The organism is Nocardia sp. FDAARGOS_372 (assembly GCF_002554515.1).
GTDB classification, from domain to species: Bacteria; Actinomycetota; Actinomycetes; order Mycobacteriales; family Mycobacteriaceae; genus Nocardia; species Nocardia farcinica.
In genome coordinates this window covers 316,457-336,179 of sequence record NZ_PDDW01000001.1, presented here as the reverse complement: position 1 = coordinate 336,179, position 19,723 = coordinate 316,457, and the positions used below count along the sequence as shown (strand labels likewise).

Annotated in this window: 18 protein-coding genes; 9 read left to right on the top strand and 9 right to left on the bottom strand. The window is 71.5% G+C overall.

The window, feature by feature from the left end; genetic code table 11:
• The first annotated feature begins 12 nt into the window (after positions 1 to 12).
• Together CRM89_RS01820 and CRM89_RS01815 are read left to right on the top strand one after the other, a co-directional pair.
• The gene (locus tag CRM89_RS01820; RefSeq protein ID WP_098083082.1) at positions 13 to 1,707 is read left to right on the top strand and encodes an alpha-(1->6)-mannopyranosyltransferase A; all 1,695 of its coding nucleotides are present in this window, start codon (positions 13 to 15) and stop codon (positions 1,705 to 1,707) included.
• The gene (locus CRM89_RS01815) at positions 1,704 to 2,897 is read left to right on the top strand and encodes a phytoene/squalene synthase family protein (RefSeq protein WP_098083081.1); all 1,194 of its coding nucleotides are present in this window, start codon (positions 1,704 to 1,706) and stop codon (positions 2,895 to 2,897) included. Before CRM89_RS01820 ends, CRM89_RS01815 begins: the two co-directional genes overlap by 4 nt.
• A 103-nt stretch (positions 2,898 to 3,000) precedes the next feature.
• Here the strand turns inward: CRM89_RS01815 and CRM89_RS01810 are convergent, their stop codons facing one another.
• Positions 3,001 to 3,369: an Rv2175c family DNA-binding protein gene (locus tag CRM89_RS01810; RefSeq protein WP_011208265.1), complete on the bottom strand. Its 369-nt coding sequence runs from the start codon at positions 3,367 to 3,369 to the stop codon at positions 3,001 to 3,003.
• Positions 3,370 to 3,519: 150 nt separating this feature from the next.
• Between CRM89_RS01810 and pknB the strand changes: the two genes are divergently transcribed.
• Positions 3,520 to 5,487: a Stk1 family PASTA domain-containing Ser/Thr kinase gene (gene pknB / locus CRM89_RS01805; RefSeq protein ID WP_216641954.1), complete on the top strand. Its 1,968-nt coding sequence runs from the start codon at positions 3,520 to 3,522 to the stop codon at positions 5,485 to 5,487.
• Positions 5,488 to 5,531: 44 nt separating this feature from the next.
• On the opposite strand, the gene CRM89_RS01800 is transcribed toward pknB, so the two are convergent.
• Entirely contained in the window at positions 5,532 to 6,920 is a 1,389-nt protein-coding gene (locus CRM89_RS01800; RefSeq protein ID WP_011208263.1) for a class II 3-deoxy-7-phosphoheptulonate synthase, read from the bottom strand.
• A gap of 196 nt (positions 6,921 to 7,116) precedes the next feature.
• Here CRM89_RS01800 and CRM89_RS01795 point away from each other — a divergent pair, with 196 nt between their 5' ends.
• Positions 7,117 to 7,605 carry a polyadenylate-specific 3'-exoribonuclease AS gene (locus CRM89_RS01795; protein WP_041560810.1) on the top strand — a complete coding sequence of 163 codons (489 nt, stop codon included), beginning with the start codon at positions 7,117 to 7,119 and terminating at the stop codon, positions 7,603 to 7,605.
• A gap of 57 nt (positions 7,606 to 7,662) precedes the next feature.
• On the opposite strand, the gene CRM89_RS01790 is transcribed toward CRM89_RS01795, so the two are convergent.
• From CRM89_RS01790 to CRM89_RS01770, 5 genes are all read right to left on the bottom strand, one after another.
• Positions 7,663 to 7,842: an antitoxin gene (locus CRM89_RS01790; RefSeq protein ID WP_041559999.1), complete on the bottom strand. Its 180-nt coding sequence runs from the start codon at positions 7,840 to 7,842 to the stop codon at positions 7,663 to 7,665.
• Between the two features lie 178 nt (positions 7,843 to 8,020).
• Positions 8,021 to 9,652, bottom strand: a complete 1,632-nt coding sequence (locus CRM89_RS01785; protein WP_011208260.1) for a cytochrome bc complex cytochrome b subunit — start codon at positions 9,650 to 9,652, stop codon at positions 8,021 to 8,023.
• Positions 9,649 to 10,833 carry a ubiquinol-cytochrome c reductase iron-sulfur subunit gene (locus tag CRM89_RS01780; protein WP_082668646.1) on the bottom strand — a complete coding sequence of 395 codons (1,185 nt, stop codon included), beginning with the start codon at positions 10,831 to 10,833 and terminating at the stop codon, positions 9,649 to 9,651. The genes CRM89_RS01785 and CRM89_RS01780 overlap by 4 nt, the downstream gene beginning before the upstream one ends.
• Entirely contained in the window at positions 10,830 to 11,693 is an 864-nt protein-coding gene (locus CRM89_RS01775; RefSeq protein WP_076574026.1) for a c-type cytochrome, read from the bottom strand. The genes CRM89_RS01780 and CRM89_RS01775 overlap by 4 nt, the downstream gene beginning before the upstream one ends.
• A gap of 83 nt (positions 11,694 to 11,776) precedes the next feature.
• Positions 11,777 to 12,388, bottom strand: coding sequence for a heme-copper oxidase subunit III (locus tag CRM89_RS01770; RefSeq protein ID WP_011208257.1), 612 nt, complete (start codon positions 12,386 to 12,388; stop codon positions 11,777 to 11,779).
• Positions 12,389 to 12,512: 124 nt separating this feature from the next.
• Here CRM89_RS01770 and CRM89_RS01765 point away from each other — a divergent pair, with 124 nt between their 5' ends.
• Positions 12,513 to 12,974: a hypothetical protein gene (locus tag CRM89_RS01765; protein ID WP_082668722.1), complete on the top strand. Its 462-nt coding sequence runs from the start codon at positions 12,513 to 12,515 to the stop codon at positions 12,972 to 12,974.
• 149 nt (positions 12,975 to 13,123) lie between these two features.
• Entirely contained in the window at positions 13,124 to 14,230 is a 1,107-nt protein-coding gene (gene trpD, locus CRM89_RS01760) for an anthranilate phosphoribosyltransferase (protein ID WP_050767983.1), read from the top strand.
• 35 nt (positions 14,231 to 14,265) lie between these two features.
• Here trpD and CRM89_RS01755 read toward each other — a convergent pair whose 3' ends face one another.
• Positions 14,266 to 14,541 carry an Lrp/AsnC family transcriptional regulator gene (locus tag CRM89_RS01755; protein WP_011208254.1) on the bottom strand — a complete coding sequence of 92 codons (276 nt, stop codon included), beginning with the start codon at positions 14,539 to 14,541 and terminating at the stop codon, positions 14,266 to 14,268.
• A gap of 5 nt (positions 14,542 to 14,546) precedes the next feature.
• Positions 14,547 to 16,343 (bottom strand): DEDD exonuclease domain-containing protein, encoded by a 1,797-nt coding sequence (locus CRM89_RS01750; protein ID WP_098083080.1) that lies wholly within the window; start codon positions 16,341 to 16,343, stop codon positions 14,547 to 14,549.
• Positions 16,344 to 16,937: 594 nt separating this feature from the next.
• Between CRM89_RS01750 and CRM89_RS01745 the strand changes: the two genes are divergently transcribed.
• From CRM89_RS01745 to CRM89_RS01735, 3 genes are all read left to right on the top strand, one after another.
• Positions 16,938 to 17,510 carry a C40 family peptidase gene (locus CRM89_RS01745; protein WP_011208252.1) on the top strand — a complete coding sequence of 191 codons (573 nt, stop codon included), beginning with the start codon at positions 16,938 to 16,940 and terminating at the stop codon, positions 17,508 to 17,510.
• A 155-nt stretch (positions 17,511 to 17,665) separates the two neighbouring features.
• Complete coding sequence (locus tag CRM89_RS01740) at positions 17,666 to 18,730, top strand: NlpC/P60 family protein (RefSeq protein ID WP_098083079.1); 1,065 nt, start codon at positions 17,666 to 17,668, stop codon at positions 18,728 to 18,730.
• 5 nt (positions 18,731 to 18,735) lie between these two features.
• Positions 18,736 to 19,716, top strand: a complete 981-nt coding sequence (locus tag CRM89_RS01735) for a peptidase MA family metallohydrolase (protein WP_098083078.1) — start codon at positions 18,736 to 18,738, stop codon at positions 19,714 to 19,716.
• Positions 19,717 to 19,723: the final 7 nt, after the last annotated feature.

Below are 19,723 nucleotides of genomic sequence, written 5' to 3'. Positions count from 1 at the left end.
GACCGACACGACATGCATCCCCCCGAGACGAGCGCAGCGACCTCCGCCGAGACCGTGACCAGCGGTTCCACCGGGACCTCCCGTCCCGGGCCCGGCGGTCTCGACGCCCGGCCCGGCCTGCGCTCGCGGATGCAGACCTACGCCGACTTCGCGCGCAGCCCCGAAGGCCACGCGGCCCTGCTCGGCTTCCTCGGCGCGCTGATGATCACCTTCGGCGGCTTCGGCGCGGGCAGCGTCCGCAAACGCGATCCGCTACTCGAGGCGCTGCACCTGTCGTGGTTGCGGTTCGGGCACGGGTACGCGCTGTCGACGATCGTGATCTGGATCGGCGTGTTGCTGATGATCACCGCCTGGGTGCGACTGGGCCGCACCACGATCGGCTTCGGCGAGCGGCCCGGCCACGTGACGCTCAACGAGTTGCGCGCGATCGTCGGCATCTGGATCTTCCCGCTGCTGTTCGCGGTGCCGATGTTCAGCCGCGACGCCTACTCCTACCTGGCGCAGGGCGCGCTGCTGCGCGACGGATTCGACCCCTACCAGGTGGGCCCGGTCGCCAATCCCGGTGTGCTGCTGGACAACGTGAGCCCGGTGTGGACCACCACCACCGCGCCCTACGGTCCGGTCTTCCTGCTGCTCGGCCGCGCGATCACCGCGATCACCGGCGACAACGTGGTCGCGGGCACCATCGCGCTGCGGCTGGTGATGCTGCCCGGCCTGGCGCTGATGATGTGGGCGGTGCCGTACCTGACCAAACATCTCGGCGGCAAGCCGACGGTGGCGCTGTGGCTGGCGGTGCTCAACCCGCTGGTGCTGATCCACCTGATCGGCGGCGTGCACAACGAGATGCTGATGGTGGGGCTGATGTGCGCGGGCATCGCGCTGGTGCTCGAACGCCACCACGTCGCGGGCATCGTCGTGGTCGCGATCGGCGTCGCCATCAAGGCCACCGCGGGCGTCGCGCTGCCGTTCCTGGTGTGGATCTGGATGCTGCACGAACGGGAGCGCCGCGCCGCCGAACGCGCGGGCCGGGACCTCGACGCGACCGCGGGCACCGCCGACGACGCCGCCAAGGCCACCCCGGACATGCCGCATCCCGTGCTGACCTTCGCCAAGATCGCCGGGCTCGGCTTGAGCGTGTTCGCGTTGGTGTTCGTGGCGGCCTCGGCCATCGCCGGTGTCGGCATCGGCTGGCTGACCGCACTGTCGGGGTCGAAGAAGATCATCAACTGGCTCTCGCTGCCCACCGTGATGGCGCACGCGACCACGTGGATCACCCCGTTGCGGCTGGAGTCGGTGCTCACCGTCACCCGGGCGCTGTGCGCGCTGGCGCTGGTGGTGGTGCTGGTGGCGACCTGGTGGCGGTTCCGGCACAGCGAGCGCGAGGCCGTGTTCGGCATCCTCATCGCGTTCGTGGCGATCGTGATCCTCTCCCCCGCCGCGCTGCCCTGGTACTACTCGTGGCCGCTGGCGCTGGCCGCCGGTTTCGCGCTGTCGACGACGACATTGATGGCGTTGGTGGGCGTGTGTACCTGGCTGATGCTGGTGTTCCAGCCGGACGGCTCGATCGGCCTGTACAACTTCTGGCATGTCGCGGCGGCGACCTTCGTCGCGGTGGTGGCCGCGCTCTCGCTGCGCCAGGTCGACCCGCTGCGACTGCGCGCCAACCCGCCGCCCGCGCCGTCGGCGGCCCGCGTCTCCCGAGCGTGAGCGGCACCCGCCCGGTCGACCCGGCACCGGCGGACCTCGCGCCCGCCTATCGCACCTGCCGCCGGATCGCCGCCGACCACGGCCGCACCTACTTCCTGGCCACCCGCCTGCTGACCCCGGCGCAGCGGCCCGCCGTGCACGCGCTGTACGCCTTCGCCCGCCTGGTGGACGACATCGTCGACGTGCCGGGTCCGGCGGGCGGCGGTGACCCGGTCGCCGCGCTGGACGTCGTCGAGGACCGGCTCCGCGCCGCCCTCGCCGCGCCCGCCCGCCCGGACGTACCCGTCGCCACGGCAGCGCCCGACGCGCCCGCCGCACCGATCACCTCCGCCGACGTGCCCGGCAGGCAGACCTCGAACGCCGCCGGACGCGCGGGGGCGGCACCCCTCGCCCCGGCCGGCACCGATGTGCCACGGCCGGCCGACGGCTCCAGGACGCCGGGCGCACCGTGCCCGGCAGCAGCCGAGCACGGCCGCACGCACGCCGATCGGCCGGCGCGCGCGGCGCTCGACCCGCGATTGCCCGCCGAGTGGCCGCACGTCCTGGCCGCGCTCGCCGACACCGTCGCGCGCTACGCGATTGCCCCGCAGCACTTCTGGACGTTTCTCGACTCGATGCGGATGGACGTGCCCGGCTCGTCCACGTTCCGGGCTCGCTACGCCGACATGGCCGAGCTGCGCGAGTACATGCATGGTTCGGCGGCGGCGATCGGCTTGCAGATGGTGCCGGTGCTGGGCACGGTGGGGCCGCGCGCCGCGGCCGAGCCCGCGGCCGCCGCGCTGGGCGAAGCCTTCCAGCTCACCAACTTCCTGCGCGATGTCGCCGAGGATCTCGATCGCGGCCGCGTCTACCTGCCCGCCGCGGAGCTGGCCGCGTTCGGTGTCACCGACGAACTGCTCGGGCACTGCCGCGCCACCGGCCACACCGACCCGCGGGTCCGTCGCGCGCTGGCGCATCTGATCGCGGTGAATCGCGACCTCTACCGTCGCGCGGCCCCGGGCGTCGACCTGCTCACGCCGCGGGTGCGCCCCGCCATCCGCACCGCCAGTGCCCTCTACGCCGCCATCCTCGACCGCATCGAGGACTCCGGCTACGCGGTGTTCACCGCCCGCGCCGTGGTGCCGCGCCGCCGACGCGCGGCGGTCGCGGCGCGCGAATTCGCGGCGGGTATACTCGGTCTCGGCCGCTGACCGGCCGCTCAGCCACCTCGAATAGGGGCTGTGTGCGGAGCAGGCCACCCGCCCATCGGTGAGCGGGGCACCTCAGCCGGACATCGCGGATCGGCGCCGCCGCTCAGAACGGTTCGGCGGCGGCGCGGCGCAGCACCTCGCGCGCCAGCGGCCCGTGCAACGCCTCGACGGGCTTACCGGGCAGCGTCTCGTCGTCGGTGAAGATCCACTCCAGGATCTCCTCGTCGGTGTACTTGGCGTCCTTCATGACCGTGATCAGGCCGGGCAGCGACTTGACCACCGCGCCGCTGTCGTCGAAGAAGACCTCCGGCACACCGGCCACGCCGTCACGGCGCACCGCGATCAGCTGATGATCGCGCAGCATCTGATGCACCCGGGTCACCACGATCCCGAGCCGATCGGCCACCTCGGGCAGTGGCAACAAGGTCACCGACGCCGGAAGCACGTCTTCGCTGCAAGGGAATGCACTCACTCCCCCAACGGTAGCCGGTGCGCCGCGTCGCCCGTCACCCGGGAACCCGCAGGCACACGCCCTGCGCGACGACGGACCGGGCGCCGCCGGGGCGGATGGTTACGATCAGGGGGTCGCAGAGCGCGGCCGAGGAATGCGGAGGACCATCACGTGATCGGGCAGATGCTGGACGGGCGCTACCGGATTGACGCGCCGATCGCGCGGGGCGGCATGTCCATGGTCTTCCGCGGCGTCGACACCCGACTCGACCGCCCCGTCGCCATCAAGGTGATGGACCCCAAGTTCGCGGGCGACCCGCAGTTCCTCACCCGCTTCGAGCTGGAGGCGCGCACCGTCGCCCGGCTCAAGCACCCCTCGCTGGTGGCCGTCTACGACCAGGGCGTGGACGGCGAACATCCGTTCCTCATCATGGAATTGGTGGAGGGCGGCACACTGCGCGAGCTGCTGCGCGAACGCGGCCCGATGCCGCCGCACGCGGTGCGCGCGGTGGCCGAACCGGTGCTGGCCGCGATCGGCGTCGCCCACGCCGACGGCCTGGTGCACCGCGACATCAAGCCGGAGAACGTGCTCATCTCCGATTCCGGCGAGGTGAAGATCGCCGACTTCGGCCTGGTCCGCGCGGTCGCCGCCGCCAACACCACCTCCGCCAGCGTCATCCTGGGCACCGCCGCCTACCTCTCCCCCGAACAGGTCACCGCGGGCAGCGCCGATGCGCGCAGCGACGTCTACGCCTTCGGCATTCTGATCTTCGAGCTGCTCACCGGCCGGGTGCCGTTCACCGGCGACAACTCCCTCTCGGTGGCCTACCAGCGGGTGGAGAAGGACGTGCCGAGCCCGGGGCAGTTCATCGCCGGTGTGCCACCGGAATTCGACGAGCTGGTCGCCCGCGCCACCGCACGCGAACCCGCGCACCGGTTCGCCGACGCCAACGAGATGGTCGCCGAGCTCCGCCGGATCGCGGCCGTGCTGAACCTGCCGCCGTATCGCGTCCCCGCCCCGCAGGACTCCGCCGAACATCTCAGCGCCCGCTACCGCGCCGTGCCGAGCCCGGACGGCCCGCGCACACCGGCCCCGGTCGCGGTCGCCCCGGCTCCGGCGCCGCCGCACACCCAGCACACCAAGGTGGTCACGAGCCCGCATCCGCGGCACGACGATCCGGCGCCGTATCCGGGCCCGGCCGACCCGCGCCCGGTGGCCCACCGCCAGCCCCCGCCGTATCCGCCCTACACCCCCGACCGGCAGCGGTCCCGGCGCACCACCCTGATCTGGGTCGCGATCGTCGCGGTGCTCACCCTGCTGGTCGGCCTCGGCGGCTGGTGGCTCGGCGTCGGCCGCTACGCCGCCGTGCCGCCGGTGGCCGGGCTCACCACCGACGAGGCCACCCTGGCCCTGGCCGCCGCCGGGTTCGACGCCGAGACCAGGCCCAAGGCCTCCGACACCGTTCCGGTGGGCGGGGTGGTCGGCAGCGATCCGCCCGCCGGATCCAAGGTCACCAAGGGCTCCACGGTCGCGGTGCTGGTGTCCAACGGCAAACCCCGGGTGCCGCAGGTGCAGCCGGGCGATGCGATCGACACGGTCGTCGATCTGATCCGCGAAGCAGGACTCACCCCGGTGCAGGCCGGGGAGGCGGGCAGCAGTGCACCGGAGGGCACCCTGGCGAAGGTCGACCCGGCGCCCGGCACCGTGCTGCCGATGAACGCCCAGGTCAAGATCTTCCGCAGCAACGGCGCCCAACCGGTGCCGGTGCCGGACGTGCGCGGCAAGACCACCGAGGAGGCCATCGCCGCGCTCACCGCGGCCGGGCTCGGTGTGGGTGGGACCGTCACCCGCTACGACCGCGCGATCGAATCCGGCAGCGTGATCGGCACCGAGCCGGCCATCGGCACCACGGTCGATTCCGGCCAGGCGATCACACTGTTGGTGTCCAACGCGGTGAAGATCCCCGGCGTGCTCGGGCAGAACGTGGCCGAGGCGCGGGCGAAGCTGGAGGAACTCGGCCTGCACGTGCAGGTCCGCCAGCTCACCCCGCGCGACAGTTCGGTGGTCATCTCACAGAGTCCGTCGGCGTCGAGCAAGGTCGAGCCGGGCACCACCGTCACCCTGGTCGCCCTGCCCTGATCCCCGAGCGCGGGCCGGCGCTCCGCGGCCCGCGCGGGGGCGTCTCAGCGCAGCATCTCCGCGACCAGGAACGCCAGCTCCAGCGACTGCTGGGTGTTCAGGCGCGGGTCGCAGGCGGTCTCGTAGCGGCCGCTCAGATCCAGATCGGAGATGTCCTGGGCGCCACCGAGGCATTCGGTGACGTCCTCGCCGGTCAGCTCGATGTGCAGGCCGCCCGGATGGGTGCCCAGCGCGTGGTGCACCTCGAAGAAGCCCTGCACCTCGTCGACGATCCGGTCGAAGTGGCGGGTCTTGAACCCGGTGGAGGCCTCGTGGGTGTTGCCGTGCATCGGATCGCACTGCCAGATCACCTGGTGGCCGGTGGCCTGCACCTTCTCGATGATCGGCGGCAGCGCGTCGCGCACCTTGGTGTTGCCCATGCGCGAGACGATCGTCAGCCGGCCCGGTTCGTTCTTCGGGTCCAGCCGCTCGACGTACTCGACCGCCTGCTCCGGGGTGGTGCTCGGGCCGATCTTGAGACCGATCGGGTTGGCCAGCAGCTCGGCGAACGCGATGTGCGCGCCGTCGAGCTGGCGGGTGCGCTCGCCGATCCACAGGAAGTGCGCGGACAGGTCGTAGAGCAGCGGCTCACCGGTCACCGGGTGGTCGCTCAGCCGCAACATGGCGCGCTCGTAATCGAGCACCAGTGCCTCGTGGCTGGCGTAGATCCGGGCCGACTGCAGGCTCGGGTCGTTCACCCGGCAGGCGGTCATGAAGGCCAGGCCACGATCGATCTCCTCGGCCAGCGCCTCGTAGCGCGCGCCCGCGGGCGACTGCGCCACGAAATCGCGGTTCCAGTCGTGCACCTTGTGCAGGTCGGCCATGCCCGCGTTGGTCAGCGCCCGCACCAGGTTCATCGCGGCGCTGGCGTTGGCGTAGGCGCGGACCAGCCGCGACGGGTCGTGCTCGCGCAGCGCGGCGTCGGCGACCAGCGAGTTCACCATGTCGCCGCGGTAGGACTTCAGGCCGAGCGCGTCGGTGTCGGACGAGCGCGGCTTGGCGTACTGGCCCGCGATACGGGCCACCTTCACCACCGGCAGGCTCGCCCCGTAGGTGAGCACCACCGCCATCTGCAACAGCGTGCGGATGTTGCCGCGGATGTGCGGCTCGGTGTTGTCGGCGAACGTCTCGGCGCAATCGCCGCCCTGCATCAGGAACGCCTCGCCCCTGGCGACCTCGGCCAGCCGCTCGCGCAGCTCCTCGACCTCGGCGGGCACGCAGATCGGCGGCACACTCTCCAGCACGGTGCGCATCTTCGCCGCCTGTTCCGGGTCCCACGACGGCTGCTGCAGCGCGGGACGCGCCAGCGCGTCGTCCAGGCGCCTGCGCAGCTCGGCCGGCAGCGGCGGCAGCTCCGGCAAGCGATCGATGGGTACGTCGACGGTCCAGTTCACCAGTTCAGAATACGTACCGCCGCCTCGACCGACACCCCTCGGGAGGGGTGAGATACCTCCACCGAGGGTGCGTCCCCACCCACCCGTGGAGGCCCTTGCGCGGGCGCGGGCAACCGGTGCGCATAGGGTGACCGTCCGGGGGAACCGTCCCCGCACCGGACAACCCGGACCCGACGACGAGGAGAGGTCGATCTCGCTGCGCTACTTCTACGACTGCGAATTCATCGAGGACGGCCGGGTCATCGACCTGGTCTCCATCGGGGTCGTCTGCGAGGACGGACGCGAATACTACGCGGTGTCCACCGAATTCGATCCCGAGCGGGCCGGGCCGTGGGTGCGCAAGCACGTGCTGCCGCAGCTGCCGCCGCCCGCCTCCCCGCGCTGGCGCAGTCGCGCGCAGATCCGCGACGAGCTCTACAAATTCCTCATCCCGCGTTCCTCGGTGCAGCCGGAACTGTGGGCCTGGGTGGGCGCCTACGACCACGTGGCGCTGTGCCAGCTGTGGGGCTCGATGACCGACCTGCCGAGCTTGCTGCCGCGCTACACCAACGAGCTGCGCCAGCACTGGGAGGCCCACGGCCGCCCGGAGCTGCCGCCGGTCCCACCGGACGCCCACGACGCGCTCGCCGACGCCCGCCACAACCTCGCCAAGTTCGAGGCCATCGAGGCGGCGCGCCGGCGCTGACCCGATGCACGCGTCGGCCCCGGATCGGGATGCGATCCGGGGCCGACGGCGGGTGCGCTACGGCTGCTGATTCGGCCGGTCGAGGTAGTCCTTGGCCTTCTGCTGGCCCTTGTCCACGTGGTCGGCGTACTTGCCGCCGGTGCGCTGGTCGAACATGTCGCCGGCCTTGTCGATGCCGCCCTTGACGCGGTCGGGGTTCTTGCCGACCAACTCCTTGAGCTTATCGATAATCGACATCCGCTCCTCCTGGTGTTCTCGGCTCGCGCGGTGCACCCGCGCCCTTCGGGGTGAACCCTACGCGGGCCGGCGCCCGGACATGCGGTTTCGCTATCACATCGCGATATCGCCCCCGGAACACGGGAAGGCCCCGAGCCGGAATCCGACTCGGGGCCTTCGAGGCCGGGGCGGTGGGCGATCAGTGTCCGCCGCTGCCGCCCCTGACCTCCTGCGCGGCCTTCTCCTGCGCCTTGGCCAGCGCCTCGAGCTGCTTCTGCTCGGCGGCGTGCTCGAGTTCGAAGTTGCGCTCCGACTCCTGCGGCGGGTCGGGGAACAGGAACGAACCGGTGCCGGGCTTGCCCGCCGAACCGAGCTTGTTCATCTTCTTGGGCACCGGGGCGCCCTGGTACTCCAGCGGGATCGGGTGGCCGTGGTCGTCGACCGGGCCCAGCGGCTGGTGCACCTCGATGTACTCGCCGTGCGGCAGGCGCTTGATCACACCGGTCTCGATGCCGTGCTCGAGCACCTGCCGGTCGCTGCGCTGCAGACCGATGCAGAACCGGTAGGTGAAGAAGTACGCCAGCGGCGGGGCGACCAGCATGCCGATGCGGCCGATCCAGGTGGTCGCGTTCAGCGAGATGTCGAACTTCAACGCGATGATGTCGTTGACGCACGACAGGGTGAGCACCACGTAGAAGGCGATCGCCATGGCGCCGATCGCGGTGCGGACCGGAGCGTCACGCGGACGCTGCAGCAGGTTGTGGTGCACGTCGTCGCCGGTGAGCCGCTTCTCGATCCACGGGTAGGCGATCAGCACGGTGAACACCAGGCCCATCACCAGCGCGACCCAGAACACGGCCGGGATGGTGTAGCGGCCCAGGTACAGCTCCCACGGCGGCATCAGGCGCGCCATGCCGTCGGTCCACATCATGTAGAAGTCGGGCTGCGAGCCGGCCGAGACCTGCGACGGGTTGTACGGACCGAGGTTCCAGATCGGGTTGATCTGGAACAGGCCGCCCATCAGACCCACGATGCCGAGGGTGAAGGCGAAGAACGCACCCTGGTCGGCGGCGAACACCGGCACGATGCGCGCGCCGACCACGTTGTTCTCGGTGCGGCCGGGGCCGGGGAACTGGGTGTGCTTCTGGTACCAGACCAGCGCGATGTGCGCGGCGATCAGCGCGAGCATGATGCCGGGGAACAGCAGCACGTGCGCGATGTACAGGCGCGGGATGATGATCTCGCCCGGGAAGTCGCCGCCGAAGATCAGCCAGTGGATCCAGGTGCCGATCACCGGGATGCCGATGGTGATGCCGGAGAACGCGGCGCGCAGACCGGTACCGGAGAGCAGATCGTCGGGCAGCGAGTAGCCGAAGAAGCCCTCGAACATCGCCAGGATCAGCAGCAGCGAGCCGATGACCCAGTTCGCCTCACGCGGCTTGCGGAACGCGCCGGTGAAGAAGATGCGGAACAGGTGGACGATGATCGACGCCGCGAACAGCAGCGCGGCCCAGTGGTGGACCTGGCGCACGAACAGGCCGCCGCGGACCTCGAAGGAGATCTGCAGCGCCGTCTCGTAGGCACGCGACATGCCGACGCCGCGCAGCGGCTGGTAGGCGCCGTCGTAGACGACGTGCGCCATCGACGGGTCGAAGTACAGCGTGAGGTACACACCCGACAGCAGCAGGATGATGAAGCTGTAGAGCGCGATCTCACCGAGCAGGAACGACCAGTGGGTCGGGAAGACCTTGTTGATCGACCGTTTGACGAACGCGGCGGCGCGATACCGCTCGTCCATCTCGTTGGCTTGGGCTGCGACTGAAGGGCTCATGAACGACGCTCCCAGAAGGCCGGTCCGAGCGGCTCGATGAAGTCGCCGTTGGCGACCAGGAAGCCCTCGGAGTTGACGGTGATCGGCAGCTGCGGCAGCGCGCGAGCGGCGGGACCGAAGATCGGCTTACCCCATTCGGTCGCCGAGAACTGCGACTGGTGGCAGGGGCACAGGATCCGGTTGGTCTGCTGCTCGTACAGCGAGGTCGGGCAACCGAGGTGGGTGCAGATCTTCGAGTAGGCGAAGTAGTCACCGAAGTTGAAGCTCTCCTGGCCCTTGCGCTTGATCGCCTTCTCGGCGTCCTCGGTGCGCAGCCGGATGAGCATCACGGCGTTGCGGATACCGCGCAGCGACTGCAGGGTCGCGTGCGAGTCCCCGCGCCACTTCTCCTTCCACGGGAAGACGGTCTCCATGGCGCCGGCGTCCAGGTCCTCGGGGCGCACCAGCACGATGTCCTCGGGGCGACCGGTGTCGCGGCGCAGGTAGACGGTCTCGCCTTCGAAGTCGGGGGTCCAGCCCGAGACCCACAGCGGCGACTTCTCGCGCTTGGCCCACGGGTTCTTGACCATGCCGCCGACGAAGACCAGCAGCGCGCCGATGCCGAGCACGCCGACACCGGCGCCCGCGGTGCGGGTGATCATCTTGCGACGACCCAGCGTGGAGGTGTCCAACGCGTCCTGCAGCTCGGCGGCCAGGGTGCGCCGCTCCACCTCGGGCGAGGGTCCGTCGTGCCGTTCCTGGATGGAGATCTCGGCCGGGATGAACTTCTTGCGGATCAGCACCACCGCGATGCCGATGACCAGCACCGAGATGCCGAAGGTCAGGCCGACCAGCGGGGTGAACAGGGAGTAGGCGGCGTGGCCGTCCTCCTTGTTGCCCTTGAACTCCCACGGCCAGAACAGGAACACGCCGATCAGCGCGGCGGCCGCCAGACCGGACACCGCGAACCAGAAGGTGACCTGGCGTTCGGCCCGCTTCTCGGCCCGGGTGCCCGGGACCGGGAAGCGCTCACCGCGGTAGACGACCTCGACGCCGTCGCGGGCGGTACCGAGCTCGACGAGCTCGTCGCGCGTCATCGCGTCCAGTTCGTCCTCGGTCGGATCCACCGGCGGGTTCACCGGCTTCTTCGACAATTCTGGCCCCTCGTCCGGCCGACTCACGTCTCGCTCCTGTTCGCTCATGATCGGGATCCGATCCACATCGCCGCACCGACGGTCAGCACGATGCCGACGACCCAGATGGCCAGGCCCTCGGTGGCGGGACCGAAGCCGCCGAGCCCGTACCCACCGGGGGTGTTCTCCTCGGCGGCGTTCTTGATGTAGGCGATGATGTCGCGCTTCTCTTCGGGGGTCAGCTGGCGGTCGGAGAACTTGGGCATGTTCTCCGGGCCGGTCAGCATGGCCGTGTAGATCTGCTGCTCACTCGCCGGATCCAGCGGCGGGGCGTACTTGCCCGACGACAGTGCGCCGCCCCGGCCGGTGAAGTTGTGGCACGACGCGCAGTTCATCCGGAACAGTTCCGAACCGCGGCCGATGTCGTCGCCGCGCAGGGACTCCTGGGCGATCGAACCGTCGGGGTTGCGGACGACCGTGGGGCCGCCGCCGTTGGCCGCGATGTAGGCGCCGAGCGCGTCGATCTGCTGGGCGTCGAACTTCGGCGGCTTGCGGGTGGCCTGCGCCTGGTTGGCGGCCAGCGGCATGCGGCCGGAGGACACCTGGAAGTAGACCGCGGCCTCACCGACGCCGATGAGGCTGGGGCCGCGGTCCGGCACACCCTGCAGGTTGGCACCGTGGCAGGTGATGCAGGAGGTCTCGTAGAGCTGCTTACCCTCGCGGATCAGCGCCGACTGGTCCTGGTTGGCTGTGGCGACCTGGGGTTCGGGGGTCAACGCGGTGGCGAGGAAGCCGGCTCCGACCAGGCCCACCAGGAGCGCGAGCCCGCCCGCGACGCGACGGCGAGCGCGGCGCTGCTTGCGGGTCTTGCTGGCCTGGCCGTTCCCGGGGCTGGCGGGCTCTGGCGCTGACGGGGGAGATGAACTCATCTGTGTCCCTTTGGAGTAGACGGAACCGACTTGTGCGAAAGAGTTGGAGCTGACCGTCCCGCGAGGACGCTCGGCCCGGCGACTCAGCGAACGAAGTAGATCGTGGCGAACAACCCGATCCAGACGATGTCGACGAAGTGCCAGTAGTACGAGACGACGATCGCGGCGGTGGCCTGCGCGGGCGTGAACTTGCTGACCTTGGTGCGGATCAGCAGGAAGACGAACGCGATCAGGCCGCCGATGACGTGCAGGCCGTGGAAGCCGGTGGTGATGTAGAACACCGAGCCGTACGCGCTGCTCGAGATCGACGTGCCCTCGTGCACCAGGTGGTAGTACTCGTAGCCCTGGCCGGCGACGAAGAACGCGCCCATCAGGAGAGTGATGAAGTACCAGCGGCGCAGCCCGAACACGTCGCCCTTCTCCGCCGCGAACACGCCCATCTGGCAGGTGAACGACGAAGCCACCAGCACGGCCGTGACCGGCACGGCGAGCTTGAGGTTCAGCTCGGTCGGTTCCGGCGGCCAGTTCCCGTTGGCCTGGGCACGCGCCACGAAGTACATCGCGAACAGGCCGGCGAAGAACATCAGCTCGCTCGACAGCCAGATGATGGTACCGACGCTGACCATGTTGGGCCGGTTCAGCGAGTGCACACGCTGGGTAATGGCCGATCCTGGGGTCCCTACTGCGGTCGTCACAGGGGTAAGTATGACTCGTCGTAGTACGACGCGAGTACCCGGGTACGAAACTTGCCCGCCTGTGTCGGAATCGGCGGGCGGCGACCGGCTCTCGACGACGCGCCCCAGCTGCGGCGACGCCAGCATGACAGGCCAGGATGAGGAGAACCTGAGACGAGGAGAAGACGTGGCTGGGCGGATGTGGCGACGGCTGTTCGGGCGCGGCGGACCGGCCCCGCTCGACCCGGACCGGACGGACCTGGTGGTGCTCACCGAGAGCTTCGACGACGCCGAGGCGTGCTCGGCCGCGCTGGCGCGGGCGACCGGGCTGGACGCGGCGACACCGGCGGTGCTGCGCCATCACCTGCGGGTGCCCGCCGGACAGGTCGAGCGGGTGTGCGCGATCGCCGCCCAGGACGGCTACTCCCCCGCCGCCGCGCCCGCCGGGCCCGGCCCCGACGGCCTGGTGCCGCTGCGGCTGCACCGCGTGCAGCCGATCGACGCGCTGCACTGTTCGCAGGAACGGTCGCGGATGGCCGGGCTGGCCCAGCGCCACGACGGGCACGCCGACGGCTGGCAGGTGCTGGCGCCCGCGCCGCCGGGGTGAGCCGGAGCGGCGGATATCCCACGACCGCGCGGGGGCGCGCCCACTAGGCTGCTGCACGGGACCGGCGCGCGGCGCCGGTGGAGACCCGACGTCGAGGCGCATGCGATTCCCGTGACGCGCGGGCGGGCATGCCGGAAGGATCTGGAGAGATGAGCGGTCAGCGACCGGAAGCGCACGCCACTGCCGATCACGAAGGTCGCGCGCGCAGCTGGCCGCAGGTGCTCGGCGCCCTCGCCGACGGCCGCGACCTGTCCGCCGCCGACACCGCGTGGGCGATGAACGAGATCATGTCCGACAACGCGACCTCGGCCCAGATCGCGGCCTTCGGCGTCGCGATCAAGATCAAGGGTCCGACGCCCGAGGAGCTCGGCGGCCTGGCCACCGGCATGTTCGAGCACGCGCGGCTGGTGAGCATCGACGGCGACGCGGTCGACATCGTCGGCACCGGCGGGGACCGCTCCGGGTCGGTGAACATCTCCACGATGTCGTCGATCGTGGTCGCGGCGGCGGGGGTGCCGGTGGTCAAACACGGCAACCGGGCCGCCTCGTCCAAGAGCGGCGGCGCCGATGTGCTCGAAGCGCTGGGCGTGCGCCTCAACCTCGGGCCCGAGGCCGTGGCGCGGTGCGTGCGCGAGGTCGGGATCGGTTTCTGCTTCGCGCCCGTCTTCCATCCGGCGCTGCGGTTCGCCGGCGCGGCGCGGCGCGAGATCGGCATCCCGACCGTGTTCAACATCCTCGGTCCGCTCACCAACCCCGCGCGCCCGCGCGCGGGGCTCGTCGGCTGCGCCTTCCCCGAACTGCTCGAGGTGGTGGCGGGCGTGTTCGCCGAGCGCGGGGCCAGCGCCCTGGTGGTGCGCGGCGCCGACGGGCTCGACGAGATCACCACCTCCGACGTCACCGACACCTGGGTGGTCTCCGGCGGGCGGATGCGCCGCACCACCATCGACCCGACCAGGCTCGGCATCGCCCGCGTGGACCTGGACGCGCTGCGCGGCGGCGACGCCGAGGTCAACGCCGGGGTGGCGCGGTCGGTGTTCGCCGGTACCGCGGGCGCGGTCCGCGACGCGGTGCTGGTGAACTCGGCGGCCGCGATCGTCGCCTACGACCTGTCGCGCGGGGTGGGCGATCCCGACGCCGACGTGCACGACGCCCTCGCCGCCGGCATGGCGCGCGCCGCGGCCGCCATCGACGGCGGCCAGGCCGCGGCGCTGCTGGAGCGCTGGGCGAAACTGTCCAACACCCTCGGCGACCGCTAGCGGTCGCTCACCCGCCGGTGCTCATTGCCCGGTGCTCACTCCCCGAGCGAGAAGCCGGCCTCGACGTCGGCGCGCGAATAGGACTTGAACGCGATGTGCGTGGTGGTGCGCTGCACACCGGGGGTCTTGTCGATCCGGCCGGTGACCACCTCGGCGATCTGCTCGTGGTCGCGCACCCGCACGATCGCGATCAGATCGACGTCGCCGGCGCAGGAGTAGACCTCGGCCACGCCCTCGGTGTCGGCCACGGCCTGCGCGGTTTCCGGGATGCGGGCGTTGTCGGCGTGGATCAGCACGATCGCGGTAATCATGGGGATCAGCCTAAGCGTTCGGCGTAGTCCGCCCCGTCGGGTCGGGCGCGCGCCGCGGCCTCGGCGGCGGCGACCCAGCCGGACCAGCGGCCCGCCCCGCAGCGCGGTTCGTGATAGCCGTGGCTGGTACGCACGATGCGCACGCCGGGCCGCTCCAGCCACCGGGCGATGAGGCCGACCTCCTCCGGTGGCGCGCCGAGCAGCGGCGGGCCCACCATCTCCGCGAGACCGGCCACCTCGTCATCCGGCACGCCGACACCGGCCACGCCGTCGGGCACCACCGTCTCGGCGGCGGCGACGATCTGCTCGACCACCGGCATCGGCGGGGTGCCGCGCGCGGCCACTCCCGCGCCGGCCAGCCTGCCGTACCGGACGACGGCGAACTCCCACCCGCCCGCGCCGTCGGGGTGGGCGGCGATCAGTTCGGCGATGCGGGCCAGCGCGGCCAGCCGCTGGGTGCGGCGCAGCGCCCGCACCACCGCGACCATGCGGTCGCGCAGCCGGGCGGCGGCCTCGAAATGCTCCGCGGCGGCGGCACTGTCGATGCGCGCGCGCATGGTGTGCAGCACGGCGTCGCAACGACCCGCCACCAGATCCCGCACAGCCGCGGGCGCGGGCGCGTATTCGGCCGCGCTGCACGGTGTTTCGCGGGCCGCCGGGCAGCCGCCGACCACCGCGGGCGGACAGTCGTGCACCGCCGACCGCGCCAGCCTGGTGGTGCAGGTGCGCAGTCCGGCGTGCTCGGCCAGCGTCGCGGCCACGTCGACGGCGTCCTGGCGAGAGGTGAAGGGACCCAGCGCATCCGGGGTGGGCGTGCGCACCACCGCCAGGCGCGGGAAGGCTTCGTCGGTCAGGGTGATCCACCAGACGCGCTTGGGAAATTTCGAGCGCCGGTTGTAGGGCGGCGCGTGCGCGACGAGCAGGCGCAGCTCGCGCACGCCCGCCTCCAGGCCGTGCGCACACACCACGTGGTCGACCCGGGTGGCGAGCGCGACCATCTCCTTCATCCGCCCGCGGGTCTCGGAGCCGGTGAAGTAGGTGCGCACGCGGCGGCGCAGGTTCACCGCCGTCCCTATATAGAGGACTTCGTCGGACGGTCCACGGAACAGGTAGACGCCGGGGGCGGTCGGCAGCCCTGCCGCGAAGGATCGTTTGGCGCGCTGCCCGGCGCTCACGTCGGGCAGGTAGTCCATCAGCTCGGTGAGACTGTGCACGCCCTGGTTGCCCACCCGGGCGATGAGCGCGTGCAACACGTCGACGGTGGCGCGGGCGTCGTCGAGGGCGCGGTGGGTCGGTTGCGTGCTCGCGCCGAGCAGCCGGGCCAACGACGCCAGCCGCACCGAGGGCGCCTCGTCGCGGCCCAGTACCCGGCGCGCCAGCTTCACCGTGCACAGCACCGGCGCGTCCGGCCAGGGCAGTGCGCAGCGGGCGGCGGCGGCCCGCAGGAACGCGGTGTCGAAGCGGGCGTTGTGCGCGACCAGCACCGCGCCTGCGGCGAACTCGAGGAATCCGGGCAGCACCGCCTCGATCCGGGGAGCCGCGTAGACCAAGGCCGTGGTGATGCCGGTGACCTGCACGACCGCGGGCGGGATCGCCCGGCCCGGATTGACGAGGGTGGCGAACTCGCCGAGCACCTCTCCCCCGCGCACCTTGACCGCGCCGATCTCGGTGATGGCGTCGCCCTCGGGGCTGGTGCCGGTGGTCTCCAGGTCGACGACGACGAAGGTGGTGTCGTAGAGCGGAGTGTCCAACTCGTCGAAGGCGAGCTGCCGCGCGGCGCGGGAGGGCTCGGGGGCGGGCACGGTCGGCAGCGTAGGCCGACGGTCCGACAGGTCCGTGCCGGCCGCAGCCGGCGAGGTTTGTCCGGAATCACCACGGTGACATTTCCGCCGTATTCGCGCGGATGATCTAGAAAAACCAAAAAGTGATCCGGTTCATATTTTTTCCGCCGAACTATCGGTATCCGGGCGTGTCGGCCACGGCCGGGCGGCACCCTTGCGCCGCCGACCCCCGTGGGATCCCAGACTTGTACGCTTGTCCAGAACGACACTCCGCGACCCGGCGCCGCGATGCTCGTGAACTGGGAAAATGTCGAAGAACCGACCGGACGGACGGATACTTCTCGTCCGCACGAGCACAGCCGGCGACGTCGGTGGGGCGCCGAGGAAACCGGTGATTTATCGTTTCGTGATCGTTGTGAGATCTCTCGCAGATATGCGCGCGGCCGGCGAGTGGCAGCGCCCGATTCCCGAGTTCGCGGCTTTACAAACCGCCGTGATGCTTTCGTAACCTTTTCGAGACCTCACGGAGTCCGTCGCGCCGAACCGGTGCGACACCACGCAGTCCGCCGCACCACCGGGTGTGGCGTCGTGGGGCAGATAGGAAGTAACCGCATCATGGCGAACAACACCGTCAAGCGACAGGCGCAGCGTGTCGTTGCTGCCGGAGCCGTCGGCGCTGCCACCATCGGCGCGTTCCTCCTCCCCGCCGCGCCCGCTTCGGCCCAGCCGGTCACCATTCCCGGCGTCGGCACCTTCGAGGTGCCCAACGAGATCCCGATCCCGGCCGAGATCCCCGGCATCCAGCTCGGCCAGCCCGGCCCGCCGCCGTTCGTCGCGCCGCAGAAGACCGTCGGCGAGCTCGCCCTGGACGCGGCGCTGAGCAAGATCGGCTCGCCCTACGTCTACGGCGCCGCGGGCCCGAACGCCTTCGACTGCTCCGGCCTCGTGCAGTGGTCCTACCGCCAGGCCGGCCTCGAGCTACCGCGCACCAGCGGCGCCCAGCTGTCCGCAGGCAGCCCGGTGTCGCTGGACGACCTGCGCCCCGGCGACCTGGTCTCCTTCTACGGCGGCGGCCACTCCGGCCTGTACGCCGGTGACGGCAACGTCGTGCACGCCGCCACCTCCGGCAGCCCCGTGCACATCGCCTCGATCTCCTCGATGCCGGTCGCGGGCGCGCGCCGCTTCTGATCGGCACGCGCCCCCGCGCGAGGGCACCCGCTCGGGTACCGTCGCGCGGGCGGTGTGTCGTGACCGGCTCGCGACCCCCTGGACACCGGTCGCGACCGTTTCGTAACCTGATCGAGACCAAAAGTGGATGCGGAGCAGAAGGAGAACGGCAGGCCGTGGTAGCTGATCACCGACCGCACCGCACCAGGCGGCTGCTCGGCGGCATCCTCGCCGCGGGTGTGCTGGCCACGGGAGTCTGCGCGAGCGGCCCCGCGATCGCCGATCCGGTGGCGCTGCCCGCCACGGCGAGCGAGGCGGTGCAGCGGATGATCGAGCTGTCCCGCCAGTCCGAACAGCTCAATCAGCAAGCGCTCGGCGCCCAGGCCGATCTCGACGCCAAGCTCGCCGCCCAGCAGGCCGCCGAGGCCGAACTGGCCACCCGCACCGCCGCGGTGGAGGCAGCTCGCGCGGAGGTCCGCCGCTTCCAGCCGGTGATCGACCGCACCGCCATCGCCGCCTATCAGGGCGCGCGCACCAACCGCATGTTCGCGGTCCTGGTGAGCGACTCACCGCAGCAGCTGCTCGACCAGATGTCCACCCTGGACGTGCTCTCCGCACAGACCAGCGAGGAACTGCGCCGCTTCAAGAAGGCCGACGACGCGGCCGTCGCGGCCGAATCCGCGGCCAGAGCCGCCGCCGACACCGCGCGCGCCGCGGCCGCCGAGGCCGAGCGCGTGCGCGCCGATCTCGAACGCAAGCGCAGCGAACTCGGCGGCGCGATCGCGCAGGTGGTCCAGGCGTGGGGCGCGCTGTCCACCCGGGACAAGTCCGCGCTCGCGGGTTCGCCGTTCCCGCCCGGCTTCGACCGCGACACCCTGCTGCAGGGCCTGGTCCCCGGCAGCGGCACCAGTGCGCTGGCCGCCGGGCTCACCCGCGTCGGCGATCCGTACGTGTGGGGCGCGACCGGGCCGCACCAGTTCGACTGCTCCGGGCTGGTGCAGTGGGCGTTCAAGCAGGTCGGCAAGGATGTGCCGCGCACCAGCTCCGCGCAGGCGAGCTACGGCACGCCGGTCGCCAAGGAGGATCTGCAACCCGGCGACGTGGTGTTCTTCTACCCGGACATCTCCCATGTGGGTATCTACGCGGGCAACGGCCTGATGCTGCACGCCTCCACCTTCGGGGTGCCGGTCGCGGTCGCGCCGATGGATTCCACGCCGTATCACTCGGCCCGGCGATACTGAACTCCGTGAACGATTGGCGGCGGGCGCTGTCGTGGTGTTCGGCCCGCGGGCGCGCCCATTTCCTGCTCACCGTGCTCACGGTCGCGCTGTTGACGGGCGCCTGTTGCGCGCTGGTCCTGCTGCCCCGCGGGGCGGGCGCGGACACCGCGCGCCCGGTGGCGGGCGAGGTCGTCGGCAGCCGGAGCACCGACCCGCGGGTCGCCGAAGTCGAGCGGATCATGGCGCCGTTCGGTGCCGTGGAGGTACGCACCGCCGCGGACGGCGGGCTGGTGCTGGCCCATCCCGGGCAGGCGGAGGCGGCGGCGACGCTGGCCGCCGAACTGCCCGCCGCCACCGCCGCCGTCACCGACCTGTGGGGCCCGGACTGGTCGCGCGAAGCCGTCGTCGTGGCCGCGGCCAACCCGTCGGAGTTCGCCGCGCTGCTGCGCGCCCCCGATCTGCTGCCCGCCGAGGTCGCCGCGGCCTCGGTGGCCGACCCGTTCCGCCCCGGCACCCGCCCCACCGGGCAGCGCGTGGTGTTCGCCCCGGACGCGGGCACGCGCCTGTCCCCCGCCGAGCTGCGCACCCTGCTGCGGCACGAGCTCACCCACGTGGCCGCCCGCGCGCAGACCGTCGACGGTGCGCCGCAGTGGATGCTCGAGGGCTTCGCCGAGTACGCCGCACACCGCGGCCTCGGCTCGTCGTTCGCGGCGATCGCGCCGACCGTCCTGGCCGCGGCCCAGCGCGGCGACCTGCCCGCCGATCTGCCCGCCGACGCGGCCTTCACCGGCGCCGGTGCGGTACTCGCCTATGAGCAGGCATGGACGGTGTCGGCGTTCGTCGCCGACAGCTACGGCGAGGACCGGCTGGTCCGGCTGTACCGGGCGGTGGCCGCGGGCCGGTTGGACACCGCGGGCGAGGACCGGGTGCTGCGCGAGGTGCTCGGCACCGACCGGACCGCGTTCGTCGCGCGCTGGCGGGAGTGGGTCGCCGATCGTGCCCGCTGAGCTCGAC